This window comes from Allosphingosinicella sp. (assembly GCF_036387615.1).
Lineage (GTDB): Bacteria > Pseudomonadota > Alphaproteobacteria > Sphingomonadales > Sphingomonadaceae > Allosphingosinicella.
The window spans coordinates 79,236-96,459 of the sequence record NZ_DASVTH010000034.1; the positions used below are offsets into that span (position 1 = coordinate 79,236).

At 67.5% G+C, this 17,224-nt stretch carries 13 protein-coding genes; 6 read left to right on the forward strand and 7 right to left on the reverse strand.

Translation table 11 applies throughout. The features are described 5' to 3' along the window. Nucleotides 1-4: 4 nt before the first annotated feature. Complete coding sequence (locus VF631_RS07150; protein WP_431849595.1) at nucleotides 5-1,924, reverse strand: DUF6504 family protein; 1,920 nt, start codon at nucleotides 1,922-1,924, stop codon at nucleotides 5-7. Between the two features lie 238 nt (nucleotides 1,925-2,162). Next, a complete protein-coding gene (locus tag VF631_RS07155) occupies nucleotides 2,163-2,882 on the reverse strand; it encodes an ImuA family protein (RefSeq protein WP_431849596.1) in 720 nt (239 codons plus the stop codon). 177 nt (nucleotides 2,883-3,059) lie between these two features. On the opposite strand from VF631_RS07155, the gene VF631_RS07160 reads away from it, so the two are divergent. From VF631_RS07160 to VF631_RS07175, 4 genes are all read left to right on the forward strand, one after another. After that, nucleotides 3,060-5,888 (forward strand): M16 family metallopeptidase, encoded by a 2,829-nt coding sequence (locus VF631_RS07160; protein WP_431849597.1) that lies wholly within the window; start codon nucleotides 3,060-3,062, stop codon nucleotides 5,886-5,888. Between the two features lie 49 nt (nucleotides 5,889-5,937). Further along, nucleotides 5,938-7,044 carry a sensor histidine kinase gene (locus VF631_RS07165; RefSeq protein WP_431849608.1) on the forward strand — a complete coding sequence of 369 codons (1,107 nt, stop codon included), beginning with the start codon at nucleotides 5,938-5,940 and terminating at the stop codon, nucleotides 7,042-7,044. Next, entirely contained in the window at nucleotides 7,041-7,844 is an 804-nt protein-coding gene (locus VF631_RS07170) for a LytR/AlgR family response regulator transcription factor (RefSeq protein WP_431849598.1), read from the forward strand. The genes VF631_RS07165 and VF631_RS07170 overlap by 4 nt, the downstream gene beginning before the upstream one ends. Nucleotides 7,845-7,945: 101 nt before the next feature. Then, nucleotides 7,946-9,058, forward strand: a complete 1,113-nt coding sequence (locus VF631_RS07175; protein ID WP_431849599.1) for an extracellular catalytic domain type 1 short-chain-length polyhydroxyalkanoate depolymerase — start codon at nucleotides 7,946-7,948, stop codon at nucleotides 9,056-9,058. A gap of 8 nt (nucleotides 9,059-9,066) precedes the next feature. Here VF631_RS07175 and VF631_RS07180 read toward each other — a convergent pair whose 3' ends face one another. Then, entirely contained in the window at nucleotides 9,067-10,353 is a 1,287-nt protein-coding gene (locus VF631_RS07180; RefSeq protein WP_431849600.1) for a M20/M25/M40 family metallo-hydrolase, read from the reverse strand. Between the two features lie 41 nt (nucleotides 10,354-10,394). Then, nucleotides 10,395-11,105: a YgfZ/GcvT domain-containing protein gene (locus VF631_RS07185; RefSeq protein ID WP_431849601.1), complete on the reverse strand. Its 711-nt coding sequence runs from the start codon at nucleotides 11,103-11,105 to the stop codon at nucleotides 10,395-10,397. A gap of 49 nt (nucleotides 11,106-11,154) precedes the next feature. On the opposite strand from VF631_RS07185, the gene pyrC reads away from it, so the two are divergent. Then, on the forward strand, nucleotides 11,155-12,186 hold the full coding sequence (gene pyrC, locus VF631_RS07190) for a dihydroorotase (protein WP_431849602.1): 1,032 nt from the start codon (nucleotides 11,155-11,157) through the stop codon (nucleotides 12,184-12,186). Here the strand turns inward: pyrC and VF631_RS07195 are convergent. Continuing rightward, a complete protein-coding gene (locus VF631_RS07195) occupies nucleotides 12,183-14,522 on the reverse strand; it encodes a putative bifunctional diguanylate cyclase/phosphodiesterase (protein WP_431849603.1) in 2,340 nt (779 codons plus the stop codon). The two genes, pyrC and VF631_RS07195, sit on opposite strands and share 4 nt — an antisense overlap. Nucleotides 14,523-14,623: 101 nt before the next feature. Further along, the gene (locus tag VF631_RS07200) at nucleotides 14,624-15,100 is read right to left on the reverse strand and encodes an OsmC family protein (RefSeq protein ID WP_431849604.1); all 477 of its coding nucleotides are present in this window, start codon (nucleotides 15,098-15,100) and stop codon (nucleotides 14,624-14,626) included. Between the two features lie 86 nt (nucleotides 15,101-15,186). Here VF631_RS07200 and VF631_RS07205 point away from each other — a divergent pair, with 86 nt between their 5' ends. Next, a complete protein-coding gene (locus VF631_RS07205) occupies nucleotides 15,187-15,795 on the forward strand; it encodes an SOS response-associated peptidase family protein (protein WP_431849605.1) in 609 nt (202 codons plus the stop codon). Nucleotides 15,796-15,814: 19 nt separating this feature from the next. Here the strand turns inward: VF631_RS07205 and VF631_RS07210 are convergent, their stop codons facing one another. After that, the gene (locus tag VF631_RS07210; RefSeq protein WP_431849606.1) at nucleotides 15,815-17,089 is read right to left on the reverse strand and encodes a DUF445 domain-containing protein; all 1,275 of its coding nucleotides are present in this window, start codon (nucleotides 17,087-17,089) and stop codon (nucleotides 15,815-15,817) included. Between the last annotated feature and the right edge of the window lie 135 nt (nucleotides 17,090-17,224).

A 17,224-nucleotide genomic window follows, 5' to 3' on the forward strand; every position in this document is an offset into this window, starting at 1 on the left:
CCCCTCACGCAAACAGGCCCTGCATGTGCCAGCTCAGATCGCCGGTGCGCGGATCGAGACCGTCGCCGCGGCGGTATAGCCAGAAGCGGTGGCCGGAATCGTCTTCGATCTGGAAGTAATCGCGGACCGCGTCCGCCTCGCCGCTATGCTTCCACCATTCGCCATGGATGCGCTCGGGGCCGTCGGCGCGGGCGACGCGGTAGGTGCGGCCGCGCCAGGAGAAGCGGCGGGGCGGATGATCGGGCAGCTCGGCCATGACGCCCTCGACCCGCTCGGCCGGGACAAGCAGCCTGATGGGGCGCGCCCAATCCGGCCAAGAGGAGGTCGCCGCCAGCGGAGCGACGCGGCGCAGGCTGCGTTCGGGCACGTCGCTTTCAACTGCGCGCACCTGGAAGACGCCGCGCTGCCCGAGCCGGCCGCAGAGCGTGTCGACCAGCGGGACGATGTCGGGCGTGGGCTTCTCGCCGGCCAGTTCGCCGTCGATCGGCTGAGGCCCGAGCGGCTCGCAGCGGCCGGCCAGGAGGCGCATGGCCTCGATGCCGAAGCCGGGCTCGATCCTGTCGATCTTTGCACAAAGGAGGCGAAGGAGATGGAGCCGGTCGCGGGTGGCGCGGGCGGTGCCGATGCCGATCCTTTGCTCTTCGCCATTGACACGGAGGCAGAGGAGGGTGAGCGCGCGGGCGGCGAGGCCGGTCTCCTCCAGGGTGCGCAGCAAAGTGGTCATAAGGTCGCCGATGACTTCGGCGATGGCTTCGGCGGTGCTGATCGGCTCGACCAGGCGGAGGCTGGCGCAAGGGGGGTCGACGGGGACGATCGGATCGAGCGGCTCGGGCGCGCGGCCGAGCGCCTGGTCGAGGCGGGTGAGCAGAGCGGGCCCGAAGCGGCGGCTGAGCGGCGCGCGCGGCATGGCGGCGAGCGCGCCGATCTGCTCGATGCCGAGCCGGCGGGCGGCGGTGACCGCATCCTCGCCGATCCGGAGTGCTGCCAAAGGCAGCCCTGCCAGCGCGTCCAGCTCCTCGCCCGAACGACACAGGGTGATCGGGCCGGGGGCGTGGCGGGCCAGGGCGTGGGCGGCGCCCGCGGTTCCGGCAACGGCGATCCGGGCCGAGTAGCCGGCGCGCGCGCAGAAGCGCAGGATCCGCAGGCACATCCGCTCCTCGCCCCCGAACAGGTGAGCGACGCCAGTCAGGTCCAGGAACAGGCCGGCCGGATCGGAGATGGCGGCGACCGGGGTCCAGCGTCGGGCGGCGAATAAAGCGAGGCTGGTAAGGAGCGCCGCTTCGGCCTCCGGTTCGGCAGGACGGACGTCGAGCCCCGGCACCAGCGCGCGCGCCTGCGTGACGGGCATGGCGGGTTGAAGCCCGAGCGCCTGTGCTGCGGGGCAGGCAGCGGCGATCACCATGCGCTGGCCCTCGCGGCGCGTGGTGACGATAGCCCCCTCTCCCGCCTGCGGGAGAGGGTTGGGGTGAGGGGCGAGCGCCGCAGGCGCGAGCTTCGCCCGCGCCCCCTCACCCTCCCAAGCTTCGCTTGGGTCCCTCCCTCTCCCGCAAGCGGGAGAGGGGTTGGTGCTTACCGCTCGCGCCACAAAGCAGCCAAGCGTGCGGCCCTGCTGCCAGAAGGCGCCTTCCAGATTGTAGGGCGAGACGCGCCCGGTGGGTTGCGCGGCCTCGTCGGGCGGCATGGCCCGGAACGGGTGGGGCAGGTTCTCGCTGCGCCGGCCGAGTTCGCGCATCGGTGGGCGCTGGTGGAGCGGCAGTTGCTCGATCTGCTCGGCCACCGCCTGGCGTTTCATGCGCTTGGACGCGATCTTGCGGTCGAGCCACTCGTCGGAGCTTTTCGCCCAGTGCGCGCCGGGGCGCCAGCCGCCGGAGCGCGGGTCGTTGACCTCCGGCGCGGGCTGGTTGGAGGGCTGATCGAGCCCCATCTGCTCGCGCAAGGCAAGCAGCTTAGCACGTTCCTTGGCGTTTTCCGGCCAGCGCGCGTCCGGCCACCAAGGCCCGGCGCGTTCTTCGGTGGGGCGACCGTAGGGAGCGGGAGCGGGCTTGGTTGAGTCAGACGCCCTCACCCTCCCAAAGCTGGCGCTTTGAGTCCATGAATCGCCACTAAGGCTCTGTCCGGGGGACAGAGCCAGGCGATCCATTTCTCCCTGAACGGGAAAGGGGCTAGGCTGCAACCTGCCGCGTTCCAGCCGCCTGATCCGGTCGATCGCGAGGTTGGGCAGGTAGAGCGAGGCGACCCTGGGCATCGGTGCCCTCCATCAGAAGTTCGAACGATTCGCCGCCGCGCTGGCGGGCAAGGGTGACGCGCCAGCGGGGACGGCCGATGCCCTCCACCGGCAGCGGTGAGGATGGCGCGGGCGCGATCCGCCAGCGGGTGACGGCGGCGGACGGCTCGGCGAGCGGATCGGCGTCCGCCTTGCGCCAGCGCTTCAGCATCAGGGCGGCGGTGCCCCCTTCTTCCGAGGCGAGCTGGAGCCGGCGGGAAGAAGCCATGGCGGCGCGGCCGACCTCGCCGACCACGGCGACAAGGCCGCGATGGCGCAGGCCCTCCTCCATCACCGCCAGCACTTCTTCATCGCCCCGGCATTCGGCGTAGAGTACGCGGTCTGGCCCCAGCCCCGCCTGCGCCAAACCCGGCGCGAACAGGTCGCGGCGGGACAGGGCCCAAAGCACGATCCCCTTGCCTCCGCCCAGCCGCGCGCCGATGCCGGCGAGGAACAAGGTCGCCGCCGCATCGTCGCTCAAGCCCGGCCCTGCGCCCGCAATCTCATGCAGCCCGGGCACGGCAAGGCCGCCGCCCGCCAGCCGCCGGTCGATTGCATCCACGCCGAAAGCCAGGCAGTCGCGCGTCTCGCCGCAGCCCACCGATTCGATCGCGCGCACTTCCGCACGCAAAGAGGCAAGGCGTTCGGTTCGGCTCGGGGTCAGGCTGGACATACGACTCGGGACTCATCTGTTCCTATTATGTTCCACGCCTGTTCAGGCAGAGTCAACGTGGCTTCGGGTGAGTTCGCGGGATTGACGGCTATCGTGACGAGCCGAACCGACTAGATGAGCTCCATGAACCTCCTCCGCCGCTTCCTCCTCGCCTTCCTGATCCTGACCGGCGCGCCCGCGCTCGCCGCCGGCGATGCCGACTGGCTTTACCGCGGCAGCGACATTCCGCGCGATCCGGCCTGGACCTTCGGCACGCTTCCTAACGGCCTGCGCTACGCCGTGCGGCGGAACGCCCTGCCCGAACGGCAGGTCTCGATCCGGGTGCGGATCGACGCCGGTTCGCTCCACGAGGAGGACCGCGAGCGGGGCTGGGCCCATTATATCGAACATCTCGCCTTTCGCGGCACCAAGGCCTTTGGCGACGGCGAGGGCCGGCGCATCTGGCAGAAGCTCGGCGCCAGCTTCGGCAGCGACACCAACGCCTTCACCAGCCCGACCCAGACCGTCTACCAGCTCGATCTGCCCCATGCCGACGAGGCGAGCCTCGACACCAGCCTCCATGTCCTTTCCGAGATGGTCGATTCGGCCTTGTTCGACCCCGCGGTCGTGGACGCTGAGCGCAAGGTCGTGCTGGCCGAAAAGGGCCGCCGGCCCGAGCTCAGCCAGCGCATGCAGGAGACGAGCTGGCCGCTTTTCTACTCCGGCCTGCGCATCGCCGACCGCGACACGATCGGTACCGAAGCGACGCTCGCCGGAGCGACCGCGGACGGACTGCGCGCCTTTTACGAGCGTTGGTATCGGCCCGACCGGGCGACGGTGATCATGGTCGGCGACGCCGATCCCGCTTCGATGGAGCGGCTGATCGCCAAGCGCTTCGGCGACTGGCGCGCGAGCGGCCCGCCCCCGCGCGAGCCCGATTTCGGCGCGATCGCCTCCCCCAAGCAGCGCGCGGCGACCCTCGCTTATCCCGGCGCTCCCTTTACCGCCTCGTTCGCCTGGCTCAGGCCATACCAGACGCTTCCGAACACGATCGCGCGCGAACGCGACGACCTGGCCCGTTCGATCGGCGCCCGCATCCTCAACCGCCGCCTCGAGGCGAAGGCCCGCGGCGAGGCCGACTTCGTCAATGCGGGCGTCGGCGAGAGTCGCTCCACGCATATCGCCGACATGACCCAGCTCTCGATCACAGCGCGGGAGGGACGCTGGCAGGAAGCGCTGAACCAGAGCTTCGCGATCGTACGCGACGCGCTCCGGGCGCCGCCGAGCGAGGCGGAGATCGCGCGCGAGCTCAGCAACCTTCGAACCGCCGCCGCCGCCTCCGTCGAAGCGGATACCACGGTTCGCTCGCCGCAGCGCGCGCAGCAGCTCGTCAACGCGATCGACGATCAAGCCGTGGTCGCGTCCGCCAGGACGATCCAGACGATGCTTGCGACCTTCGAGCGCGACATGACGCCGGCGCGGGTCGGCAAAGGCATGGAGAGCCTGTTCAGCGGCTCTGGACCGCGGCTGATGCTGCTGAGTCCGCAGCCGATCGCAGGCGGTCTGCCCGGGATCGCAAAGGCCCTGGCGCTTGCCAAAAGGGTGAAGCCGGCCCAGCGCCAATCGGATCGCCGCGTCAGCATCGACGATCTGCCGCCCCTCGGGGCCCCGGGGCGGGAGGTCTCGCGCCAGCGGATCGAGGATATGGACGTCACCATCGTCGGCTTCGCCAACGGTTCCACGCTCACGTTCAAGCGCACCGATTTCGATAAAGGAACGGTGCAGGTCAGCCTGCGCTGGGGCCAGGGCCTGCTCGGCCTGTCGCCGGACCAGCCGTCGCTCGCCTGGGCTGGCGGGCTGGTCGGGCCGTCGGGCTTCGCCAATCTCGATCTCGACGGGGTCGAGCGGCTGATGACCGGCCGGCGGGTCGCGCTCGGCTTCGGCATTTCGGAAGATGCGTTCGAGCTCAGCGGCTCCACCAGCGGCCAGGAGCTTGGCGATCAGCTGCGGATCATGGCCACCAAACTCGCGCATCCGCGCTGGGACGCGCCGCTGTTCGCGCGCTTCAAGACGGGCGCTCTGCAAAGCTATGATTTGGCCTTCGCCTCGGCGAGCGCGCGGGCCGGGCGGGAACTATCGGCGTTCACCCGAGGCGGCGACGCGCGCTGGTCGCCGGTCGAGAAGGCCGAACTCGCGCAAGCACAGCTCGGCGATGTCGAACGCTTCTTCGCGCCGCTGCTGAAGCCGGACCCGGTCGACGGGATCATTGTCGGGGACGTGGATATCGAGACCGCCGTGCAGGCCTTTTCCCGCACGATAGCGGCGCTGCCTACTGGGCAGACGCGACGCGCGGCCGCTTCGGCGCGCTCGGTCCAGCCGCCAGCACCGAGCCCCACGCCACGCACTTACACGCACCAGGGCGACCCCAATCAGGCCTATGCCGTGATCGGCTGGTCGACGTTCGGCGGCATCGACCGGCGGATGGACCGGCGTGCGCTGGCGCTCGCGGCCAACATGCTCCAGGTCCGCTTGTTCGAGCGGCTGCGGGAGGCGGAAGGCGCGTCCTATTCGCCGAACGCGCTGTCGAGCAGTTCGGAGGACATGCCGAGCTGGGGCATCTTCTACGCAGCATCCGAACTCAAGCCGGAGAGCGCGCCAACCTTCTTCCGCATCGCCCGCGAGATCGTCGCCGACCTCGCCGCGAAGCCGGCGGCTCCCGATGAATTCGAGCGGGCGAAGAACCCCGTGCTGACCGGCATCGAGCGGCGGATGCGAACCAACGCCTATTGGCTGAATGCGCTGGAGGACTGGGTCCGCCAGCCGGAAATGATCGATTATATCCGGAGCTTCCCTGCCGATTATCAGAAGATGACGGCGGAGGATGTCCGCGCGGCGGTGGCGCGGCACGTTGCCGACGCTCCCGACTGGTCGATGCTGGTTGTACCGGCTAAGAAGGGCGGCGGTGGCCAGTAGCACTGCTCAGATCAGCGCGCCCGCGCCGGCGACGGCCGGGACGGAAGCCGTGAAGAAAAGCTGGGGACCGCTGCGCCTTCAGCAGGAACCCTTCTTCGAGGACAAGAACCGGGCTTTCTGGATTCTGCAATCGGCGGGCTGGGGCGGTTACTTCCTGCTGCACACCCTCTCCGGCATCGCCAATGCCATGGGGTGGAGTTTCGTTATCCACACCGCGATCCTGACCGCGACCGGCTATTCCCTGACGCTGCTGATGGCCGCCGCATTCCGCCGGCTGATCAGGGTCAAGCCGCTCGTCACCTGGGCGGTTTCGATCACGCTGGTGCTGCTGGCGGCAGCGGCCTTTTCGGCGATCGTGACCTGGAGCTACGCTACCTTTCTCGAGCCGGGGACGCGGCCCGCGGGCATCCGTTTCCTCGGCGCGATCCTGCTCACCTTCATCCTGCTGACGGCATGGTCGGCACTTTACTTTGCGATCAATTACTACCTGCTTCTGGAGGAGCGGCACGACCGAATGGTGCAGCTCGCAAGCCAGGCCAATTTCGCGCAGCTGGCGATGCTCCGCTACCAGCTTAACCCGCATTTCCTGTTCAACACGCTCAATTCGATCTCGACGCTGGTGCTGCTCAAGCAAACCGAGCGCGCCAACGCGATGCTGTCGCGGCTGTCCTCCTTCCTGCGCTACACGCTGGTCAACGAGCCGACCGGATCGGTCACCCTCGAACAGGAGGTAGAGACGTTGAAACTCTATCTCGAGATCGAGAAGATGCGCTTCGAGGATCGGCTTCGTCCCTGCTTTCGCATCGATGCCTCGGCGTCTGGCGCTCGCTTGCCCTCGTTGCTGCTGCAGCCGCTCGTCGAGAACGCGATCAAATATGCGGTGACACCGCAGGAGGACGGCGCAGATATCGCGGTCGAAGCGCGTCGGATCGGCGACAGGGTGATCATCACGGTGGTGGATACCGGCCCGGGGGCGGACAGCGGCTACACGATCAGGGCCGAACAGAGCACCGGAGTCGGACTGGCGAATATACGCGACCGTTTGACGCAGGCCTATGGCGCCGAGCATCGTTTTGAGACTCAAACGAACGCTGACGGGGGCTTCAGCGTGACCATCGACATTCCCCACCAGATTCAATCCGAGGAAGTGAAATGACCATTCGCACGATCCTGGTCGACGACGAGCCCTTGGCGATCCAGGGGTTGAGGCTGCGCCTGGAGCGTCATGAGGATGTCGAGATCGTCGAAACCTGCTCAAACGGCCGGGAGGCGATCCGCGCGATCAAGACGCATAAGCCGGACTTGGTCTTTCTCGACATCCAGATGCCCGGCTTCGACGGCTTTTCGGTGATCCAGGGGCTGATGGAAGTCGAGCCGCCGCTGGTCGTGTTCGTCACCGCCTACACCGATCACGCGATCCGCGCCTTTCAGGCGCAGGCGATGGATTACCTGATGAAACCAGTCGAGGAAGAGCGGCTCGCCGACACTCTCGAACGCGTTCGCCAGCGGCTTGCCGAAAAGCGCGGAGCCGAGGAAGCGGGCAAGCTCAAGGAGGTGCTTGCCGAAGTCGCGCCGGACGCAGTGGACAGCATGAATGACGGCAGCGATGAGGCGCACGCCGCCGGCCGCTACGAGAAGCTGATCAACATCAAGGATCGCGGACAGATCTTCCGCGTCGATGTCGATTCGATCGAGAAGATCGACGCCGCCGGTGATTACATGTGCATCTACACCGGCGACAACACGCTGATCCTGCGCGAAACGATGAAGGATCTGGAGAAGCGGCTCGATCCGCGCCGCTTCCAGCGCGTCCACCGCTCCTGCATCGTCAATCTGGACCTCGTCCGCCAGGTCAAGCCGCACACCAACGGCGAGTGCTTCCTGGTTCTGGATTCAGGCAGCCAGGTAAAGGTGAGCCGCAGCTATCGGGACGTGGTCGCCCGCTTCGTCCACTAATCCCGCCTGAAGCACTGATTGTTGCGCTGCAGCAACCTATGCTGCACTGCAGCGTTCATGCTCCGATCGGCTTGTTCCTGCCGGTCCCGGGAGGAACGTAAATGCGAGTATCCGAGACAATCAAGCGCCTGAAGGCGACACGCCCAAAGATGGCGGAAGCCAGGACGGACCGCTTGACGGACCTGCCCGCCTTCGGCCGCAATCCCGGCAACCTCCGGGCGCGCATCTACCTTCCCGATCATCTACCCGCGGGTGCGCCGCTGGTGGTGGTTCTGCACGGCTGCACCCAGAACGCGGCGGGCTATGACGAGGGCTCAGGCTGGTCGCGCCTCGCCGACCGGCACGGCTTTGCCCTGCTCTTCCCTGAGCAGCAGCGGGCGAACAATTCCAACCTCTGCTTCAACTGGTTTCAGCCGGGCGACGCAACTCGCGGCGCGGGCGAAGCGGAGTCGATCCGCCAGATGGTTGAGCGCGTGACGGACCGCCACGGCGTCGACCGCACACGCGTCTTCGTGACGGGCCTGTCGGCCGGAGGCGCGATGGCGAGCGTGATGCTCGCCACCTACCCGGAACTGTTCGCCGGTGGCGCTGTCATCGCGGGTCTTGCCTATGGCTGCGCCACCGATTTGGGCGAAGCGCTCGCTTGCATGAGCGGGCGGGGTCGCGCAGCTCCGACGATATTGGGTAATGCAGTTAGGGCGGCGTCACCACATCGCGGGCCGTGGCCGCGGGTATCGGTGTGGCACGGCAGCGCCGACCATATCGTGAATTCCGGCAACGGCGATGATGTCGTTCAGCAATGGCTGTCGGTGCATAGCCTGGAAGGCGCGCGCGGCACCTCGGATCGCATCGACGGCTACCCGCGGCGGCAATGGCGCGGGCCGGACGGACGCGTGCTGGTCGAACAACTGGAGATCACCGGCATGGGTCACGGCACCCCCCTCGATCCCGGCCAAGTCGATGGCAAGAGCGGCGTCGCCGGGCCGCACATGCTCGACGTGGCGATCTCGTCGACGGATCGGATCGCCGAATTCTGGGGAATTGCGGATCAGGCCAAGGTCAGCCAGCCACGCCGTCCGGCCCCGGTCGCGAACGGCATGGTCGAAAGCATACCACGCCTGATTCCGACGCCCATTCCACCTGCGGCTAGGCCAACCAGCAGCGTTCAGGCGACGATCGAGAACGCACTCCGCTCGGCGGGCCTGATGCGCTGACGAAAGCCTCAGCGAATTCCCGCCAGCGCCAGGATGGTGGCGAGGCGGATGCGCTTGAGCTTCACGTTACTCGGCTTGTCGACGCCAACCCATTCGTCGGGCGCGTGAGCCCCCGCGCCCGCGGCGGCACCCGACATGGTGATCGCCGGGACGCCCATGCTCATCGGGATGTTTGCGTCGGTCGAACTGGCGCCGGTCTGCGCCTCCACGCCTTCGGCCCGATGCGCGGCCATGGCCAATTGCACGATCTCGGCCGAGGCGGGGGTCTGGCCCGCGGGGCGATCGCCGATCGGCTTGCGCTCAACCGAGACGCTGCCCCGCCGTGTCGATCGAGCGGCGTTTTCGCCCTTCACCGCCTCGTCCACGATGCCGAGAAAGCGCTGCTCCAGCCTTGCAAGCTCGGCGGCACTGTCCGAGCGCATGTCGACCTCGAGCCAGACTTGCTCCGGGATGGCGTTCACCGAAGTGCCGCCGCCGACCACGCTGGCGCTGAACGTCGTCCGGGGGCTCGACGGCACTTGCAACTTGTAGAGGTCCACCACGGACTGCGAGAGCGCGGCCATCGGGTTCACGATCCCGAAAGCGCCGGAGCTGTGCCCGCCCGGCCCCTTGAAGGTCAGTCGGTAGCGCTTGGAGCCGGTTCCGCCGGTGGTGAAGCCAGTGCTGCCGACGCCATCGATCGAGATGAAGGCCTTGGCCCGATCCTTATACTTGCCCTTGGTGAAGAGGTAGCGGACGCCGCGCAGGTCCCCAAGCCCCTCCTCGCCCACTGTGCCGACGAACAGGATGTCGCCGCGGGTGCGAATGCCGGCCGCGTTCATCGCGTCGATGAGCGCGAGCTGCGTCGCGAGCCCAGCGCTGTCGTCGCCCACGCCGGGCGCGTGGAGCTTGTCCGGCTCACGGCGGACCTTCACGTTCGTGCCTTCCGGAAACACCGTGTCGAGATGTGCGGAAACCACCAGCAAGGGCCCCTCGCCCGCCCCCTTGCGAAGTCCCAGCACATTGCCCTCCGCGTCGATCGCGGTGTCGCTCAGCCCCCGCGCCTGGAACATGGCGAGATAGGCTTTGGCGCGCGCCTGCTCCTTGAAGGGAGGTGCCGGTATCTCCGTGATCGCAATCACGTCCTCCACCCAGCGGGCGTGCCCCGCATCCAGCGCGGCGGCGGCTTTCTTGTATTCCGCGCTGGCGACGATCCGGCTGATCGCGGCGTTCGCCCGGGCGGGAGTCGCTTGGGCGAGGGTCGAAGCGGGGCTGGCGATCAGAGCCAAGGCGGCAAGGAAGGGAATGGCTTTCATGCGCCGACGACTATGCCCGGGAAGCGACCCGGGCAAGCACGTCAGGCGAGCGCGGCTGCGAGCCAGGCCGGGACGATCGCGTTGCCGAGATCTTCCACCCGGCGATGCTCCACGGCGAGGCCGAGCTCGGGATAGTGGATGCGGGCGCGATTGCCGGGGGCGTCGGTTGGCACGACGACCAGCCGGCGGTTGACCTTGCTGCGATAGTTCATCCGCGCCGTATTCTCCTGGCCGACATAGCAGCCCTTGGTGAAACTGACGCCGTTCAGCTCGGCGGCGTTGCATTCCAGCCAGAGCGTCTTGTCCTGCCCGAGTTCGGCCGCTCCCTCCGGGACGCCGAGCGAGAGCCGGTGGGGGAGCCAGCCGCTCGCGGGTTCATCGGCAGGTGCGAGCCAGCGAAAACCGAGCTCCGGCAGACGCGGATCATGCGTGGGGCCGTCGTCCCGCGACCAATGCACCGCCAGTTGCTCCTCGCGCTCGATCCGGATGGGTCGGCGAAGGCGGTAGAGGGTCAGGCGTTTGCGCAAGCCCTCGGCCTGATCGGCCTCGCAGTCGGCCAATACGTCGTCCCCGTCCGCCCACAGGATGAAATCAAACAGGGCCTTGCCTTGCGGCGTCAGCAGCCCGGCCCAGAGCGGGCGAGCGGGCGCGAGAAGGGCGGTGTCGTGGGTGACGAGGCCCTGGAGGAAGCCGCAAACATCCTCGCCCGACAAACGGAGCAGGGATCGGTCGGTTAGGGTGGTGGCTGGCATAGGGCTGAGTTAGGACGACCGGCGCCCGCCTGCTAGCCCGTGGAGCCATGTGACCCAACGCCTGACAATCCGCCGCCCCGACGACTGGCACGTCCACCTGCGCGACGGTGCAATGCTGGAAGCTGTGCTGCCCTGGACGGCGCGGCAGTTTGGGCGCGCGATCGTGATGCCGAACCTGGATCCGCCCGTAACCGACATGGCGCGTGCCCGCGCCTATCGCGAGCGGATCCACGCCACTCTGCCGGAGGGCGCCGGGTTCCAGCCGCTGATGACCTGCTATCTGACCGACCGTACCGACCCCGACGACTTGGCGCTAGGCCATGCGGAGGGAGTCTTCACCGCGGCCAAGCTCTATCCGGCGGGCGCCACGACCAACAGCGCGCACGGCGTCACCGACATCGCGAATATTCGCCCTGTGCTGGAACGGATGGAGCGGATCGGCATGCCGCTGCTCGTACATGGCGAGGTGACGGATCCCGAAATCGACATTTTCGACCGAGAGGCCGTCTTTCTGGAGCGCGTGCTGGCCCCGCTCCGCCGAGACTTCCCCGCGCTCAACGTGGTGCTGGAGCATGTCACCACGGCCGAGGGAGTGGCCTTCGTGGAAGAAGGGGGCTCCGGTCTCGCCGCGACGATCACGCCTCATCACCTCATCATCAATCGAAACGCCTTGTTCGCAGGCGGCCTGAGGCCGCACGCTTATTGCCTGCCGGTAGCAAAGCGCGAGCGGCACCGGTTGGCGTTGCGTCGAGCAGCCACCTCTGGGTCAGCTCGCTTCTTTCTCGGCACGGACAGCGCGCCTCATACGGTCGAGCGCAAGGAAAGCGCCTGCGGCTGCGCCGGCGTCTGGAACGCCCCGTTCGCGCTCGAGGCTTACACGGCGGTGTTCGACGCGGAAGGCGCACTGGATCGTCTGGAGGCGTTCTCGTCCGAGAACGGGCCGCGCTTTTATGGGCTGCCGCTTAACTCAGGCACGGTCACGCTGGAGCGATCGGCCGGGATGGTTCCGGAGCGGATCGGTGAGGTGGTTCCGTTCGGCGCGGGTGAGAGCTTCGGCTGGAGCTTAGCAGCGGACGCTTAGGCGCTCATCCGCCGCGTTGCCCCGTGGACCAACTCGCTGGCGCGTTCGAAGCTCATCGGGCGGCCGAACAGATAGCCCTGGATCTGGTGGCAGCCGAGATCGCGCATGCGGGTGAAATCGTCCGCGGTCTCCACGCCTTCGGCCGTGACCGTCATGCGGAAGCTTTTGGCGAGCTGCACGATCGACTGGATGATCGCCACCGTTTCCTTGTTGGTTCCGGCCTCGCGAACGAAGCTGCCATCAATCTTGAGCTTGTGGAACACGGCCTTGTTCAGATAGCCGAGCGAGGAATAGCCGGTGCCGAAATCATCGAGCGCAATGCCGACGCCAAGCGCGCGCAGCCGCTTCAACACGTCGAGCGAGCCAGCCGTATCTTCCAGGAACACCGTTTCGGTCACTTCCAGCTCGAGCCGATTGGCCCGCACCCGGTGCTTGGACAGCGAGGCGTTGACCGTCGCGGGCAAGGCCGGGAGCACGAGCTGACGCGCCGAGATGTTGATCGCCACGGTGATATTGTCGGGCCACGTGGCGGCGGCGCGGCAGGCTTCCTCGATCACCCAATCGCCCAGCTGCATGATGAGCCCGGTTTCCTCGGCGAGCGGAATGAAATCATTCGGAGGCACGATGCCGCGGGTCGGGTGGTGCCAGCGGATCAGCGCTTCGAAGCCGACCAGGGTCTGATCGGAGGCATTGATCAGCGGTTGATAGAGCAGGCGCAGCTGACCGTTGCCGATCGCGTGGCTGAGGTCCTGCTCCAGCCTCATCCGGTGCTCGGCGACGGACCGCATGTCGTCGTTGAAGTAGCAGCAGGTGCCCCGGCCCTCATTCTTGGCCTGGTAAAGCGCCATGTCCGCCTTCTGGATGAGGTCGTCGACGCTCTGGCCGTCGATCGGCCCGAAGGCGCAGCCGATGGAGACGCCGATGCGGATCTCGACCTTGTCGATATGATAGGGACGCGCCACCGACTCGATCAGGCGAGCGGCAAGATTCTCGATCACCTTGCGGCCTTGCGCATCCTTGATGACGATCGCGAATTCGTCGCCGCCCATGCGGCCGACGTGCCCCGCATCACCGACTTCCTTGACGAGGCGCTGAGCCACGCCCTTCAGCACCGCATCGCCCTTGGGGTGGCCGAACGTGTCGTTGACAGGCTTGAAGCCGTCCAGGTCGAGGAACATGATCGCGCAGGGCACATTGGTCGACTGCGCCGTCGACAGTGCCTCGCCGAGAAGCTGCCGAACGCGCCCGCGATTGGGCAGGCCGGACAGCACGTCCATATTGGCCAAGTTGGTCAGGCGCTCCTGGGTCTTGCGGACTTCCGTGATGTCGGAGCCGACCCCGCGGAAGCCCTGGAACGCGCCGGCCATGTCGATGATCGGATCGCCGGCCAGGCTGACCCAGCGCGAGCCGCGGCGGGTCTTGAGCTCCATCTCGAGGTTGGCGAAGGGCTGGCGGGCGAGCAGGGTGCGACCGAGCGCCGAATTGCCGCCGAGCGAGGCAGGAAGCGAGTGGCCGATCAGCTGGCTGGTGGAACGGCCAAGCAGGGCGGTCATGCGGCTGGAGATATAGACGACGCGGTTCTCGCTATCGACCTGCCAAAGCCAGCCCACGCCGCGATGCTCATATTCACGCAGCAACAGGCGCACCGACTCGGCCTGGGCGCGGACCTTGGCGGTGTCGCCGAGTTGGGAATAGGTCCAGCGGGTGAGCCGGCCGATGCCGAAGATCGTGATCGCGGCGAGGCCAATGATCGCGGCAGCCAGCTTGGGATCGAGGCTCGGGCTGCCGAAGAAGTTCGCGATGCAAAGCGCCAGCGTGAAGGTCGCAATCCAGGCGAGCGCCGCGCGGGGCAGCGCCACCAGAGCGAGGCCGGCGACAATCATCGCCCCCATCGCGCCGCCGATCACGACCTGGACGGGTCCGTCGGCGGTGACGAAGGCATAGGTCGGGAGCGAACACCAGGCGATCGCCAGGCCGACGGCTTCCGCGATCCGGCGCCATTCGGCGGGGGCGCGCGCCGAACGGCTTCCCGCTGCGGTGCCTGCGTCAGCCGCCCGTCGATAAGTCATCCAGTGGGCGAAGCAGACCAGCGCCATCCACGGAATTATCAGTTGGAGGCCCGCATGGCCGAACATGGCCCAAGCGGCGAGCAGGGCGGTGCCGAGGCCGGACAGGGCGAGGTATGGAGCGAAAAGCGCGGTAACCTGCGCCTGTCCGTTTCTTAGATGGGCCTCGCGCAACCGCTCATTGCCGTCCTCGTAGCCGATATCCTCCTCCGGCAGCTCGACCGGAGCGTCGTTCTGGGGCGCGTCAGCGGAAAGGGGAGCGTGATACATCAGCGTCCATGGCCTGCGGGTCGAGAGCCGTGGTCGTAGCCGGAGAGGTTTGATGGACGGTTAAAGTTTGGAAACTTAAAGCCGCGACGCAGCCGGCCCGATCAGTCGGCGCAGGCGGCTTCCATGTCGCTGAGATGCTGGCCGGCAGGGTCCGCCGCTTCCCCGGGGCCAGCCGTGGTGACGATCTCGAAGCCCCGAATCAGCGTACGGTGCACGGGGCACTGGTCGGCAATCTCGGCGAGGCGCGACCGCCATTCGGGAGAAAGCGGTTCGGAAAAGACGATGTGGCGATCGAAACGGTCGCGCGGCGCGACGAAGCTGTGGGAGACCTCGACGGTGAAGGACGGGAGGACCCAGCCCTTGCGTTCCGCATAGAGCCGAAGCGTCATCGACGTGCAGGCGGCGAGCGCGGCGCTCAGCAACTGGTATGGCGTCGGCCCGGTGCCGAGCCCGCCCACGTCGGCGGGCTCATCCGCCAGGATCGGCCCACCGGGCAGTTCGAGCCGGGTCTGGAAGCGGCCCGTTCCTGTCGATGCGGCGCTGATCGCGGAGCCGTTCATTCCATTCCCTTCAGGCATCCCGCACCCCAGCTAGCCGAACGGCCTTGCCCGGAATAGGAGCAATCCGCTTCGCCGGGCGGGCGCAGTCGTGTAGCGCCCCGGGCATGTGCAACGAGCATCGCCGCGCCGTCGCGTTGGGGGAGATCGCGACCGACTTCTCGCAGCTGCGGATCCCGCTTCGCTTTCCGGAAGGTGCGCCGAACCTCCAGGCGCTGGAGAGCATCCGCATCACCGATCCCACCGCGATCGTGCGGGCTGCCGCGGACGAGCCGGGCGCCGCCGAACTCGTCCAGCGCCGCTGGAGCTGGCCGGGACCGGGCGGGAAGCCGGTCTTCAACTACCGCTCGGACGGACGCGAGTTCACGACCGGGCGGTGCCTGATCGTGGCGGACGGCTTCTACGAATATACCGATCCGCCAGCCCCCGATGGGGCGCGGGGGAAGCGAGCGAAGAAGGATCGGTGGCTGTTCACGGTGCGGGGCGAGAACTGGTTCTGCATCGCGGGCCTGTGGCGGTCGACCCGCGAAGTGGGCGAGGCCTGCACGATGTTGACTGGCGAACCCGGCCCCGATGTCGCGCCATATCACGACCGGCAGGTAATGGTGGTCCCCCGGTCCGATTGGGCGCGGTGGCTCGACCCGGCGGTGCCCGCGCGGGAGATCCTCAAGCCAAGCCCGGCCGGCACGTTCGATGTTCGCCTTGCCCCCTGCTGAGCCCCCGGGTCCTCCAGGATCAGCCGAAAACCTCGAAGGCGTGGATCAGCACGCCGACCAAGCCACCGACCAACGTACCGTTGATGCGGATATATTGCAGGTCGCGGCCCACGGCGGCTTCCAGCCGATTGGTGATGGTCCGCGCGTCCCAACCGCGGATGGTGTCCGACACGAGCGCGACGATGCCGGAGCCGTAGCTTGCGACCGCTCCGACCACGGCGCGGCGAGCGAACTGATTGATCGTCGCTTTGAGCCTTGGGTCCTGCTGCAAGGTGGCGCCTAGCTGGCGCAGGGCGTCCCCGAATCGTCCGGCCATTGTGGCGTCCGGGTTGCGCGCGGCGTTGAGCAGGCCGGCGCGCGCCTTCTCCCACAACCCCTCAATCCAGCTGGCCACCGCCCGATTGCCGATGATCTCGTTCTTCATCTCCTCGACCTTGGCGCGCAGCTCGGGATCATGCTGCAAGCGCCAGGCAAGGTCGGCGAGCCCCTCCTCGGCCTTGAGCCGAACCGGGTGCGCGGGATCGACCGCCATCTCGATGCTGAGCCGGCGCAAACCGTCGATGATCGCGCTGGCGAGCCTCTCGTCGAGCCCGGCCATTTTCATGACCCAGTTGGCGCGCTGCTGGACCATGTTTCGGATCATATCCTCGTTGGCATCGAGCGCGCGCCCAGCCCAGGTGATCAGGCTGTCCAGGATAGGAATGTGCCGTTCTTCCGTGATCGCCGCGTCCAGGCTTTGGCCAAGCAGCGGTGCGACCTCCATGCCGCGCAGGCGGTTGGCGATCGCGCTCTTCACCATTCCGCCCAGTCGCTCCTGGTCGAGCGCCTCCAATATGTCAGCGATCAGCCGGGATGCGCCTTCCCGCAGGCGGCCTTTGCCGGGCGGATCGGTCAGGAACCGGCCCGCCGCCCCCGCCACGTCGATCTTTCGCATCCGCCGCGCGACCACTGACGGAGTCAGGAAATTATCCTTCAGGAACTGAGCGAGGGTGTTGCCGATGCGGTCTTTGTTTCTTGGGATTATTGCAGTGTGTGGGATCGGCAGGCCGAGCGGGTGGCGGAACAGGGCGGTGACGGCGAACCAGTCGGCCAGCCCGCCGACCATCGCCGCCTCGGCGAACGCGCGGACGAAGCCGAATACCGGGTGCCCGGTATCCAGTGCACGGCTGATGAGGAACAGGGCTGCCATCACCACCAGCAACCCGGTGGCGACGATCCGCATGTGCCTGAGGCCCGGCGGGGGAGCCTCCATATGACCCGGAGACCGGCGGGGCGCGCGGGCGAACAACTTCATGAGCGAAACAATCCCCGAACGGCGGGAATGTTCAAGTACCGATGTGCGTTTGCACGATTAAGGGTGGGGGTGAGCCGCGAATGGGCGATGTGGAGGCGATCGTCCCAGCGGGAGGCAACGACACCCACACTGCCG

Bases quoted from the DNA above. Each gene is read 5' to 3' on its own strand.
- VF631_RS07210 (WP_431849606.1), bottom strand. From the start codon at position 17,089: ATGAAGTTGTTCGCCCGCGCGCCCCGCCGGTCTCCGGGTCATATGGAG.
- VF631_RS07180 (WP_431849600.1), bottom strand. From the start codon at position 10,353: ATGAAAGCCATTCCCTTCCTTGCCGCCTTGGCTCTGATCGCCAGCCCC.
- VF631_RS07205 (WP_431849605.1), top strand. From the start codon at position 15,187: ATGTGCAACGAGCATCGCCGCGCCGTCGCGTTGGGGGAGATCGCGACC.
- VF631_RS07175 (WP_431849599.1), top strand. From the start codon at position 7,946: ATGCGAGTATCCGAGACAATCAAGCGCCTGAAGGCGACACGCCCAAAG.
- VF631_RS07160 (WP_431849597.1), top strand. From the start codon at position 3,060: ATGAACCTCCTCCGCCGCTTCCTCCTCGCCTTCCTGATCCTGACCGGC.
- VF631_RS07200 (WP_431849604.1), bottom strand. From the start codon at position 15,100: ATGCCTGAAGGGAATGGAATGAACGGCTCCGCGATCAGCGCCGCATCG.
- VF631_RS07150 (WP_431849595.1), bottom strand. From the start codon at position 1,924: ATGGGGCTCGATCAGCCCTCCAACCAGCCCGCGCCGGAGGTCAACGAC.
- VF631_RS07185 (WP_431849601.1), bottom strand. From the start codon at position 11,105: ATGCCAGCCACCACCCTAACCGACCGATCCCTGCTCCGTTTGTCGGGC.
- VF631_RS07170 (WP_431849598.1), top strand. From the start codon at position 7,041: ATGACCATTCGCACGATCCTGGTCGACGACGAGCCCTTGGCGATCCAG.
- VF631_RS07195 (WP_431849603.1), bottom strand. From the start codon at position 14,522: ATGTATCACGCTCCCCTTTCCGCTGACGCGCCCCAGAACGACGCTCCG.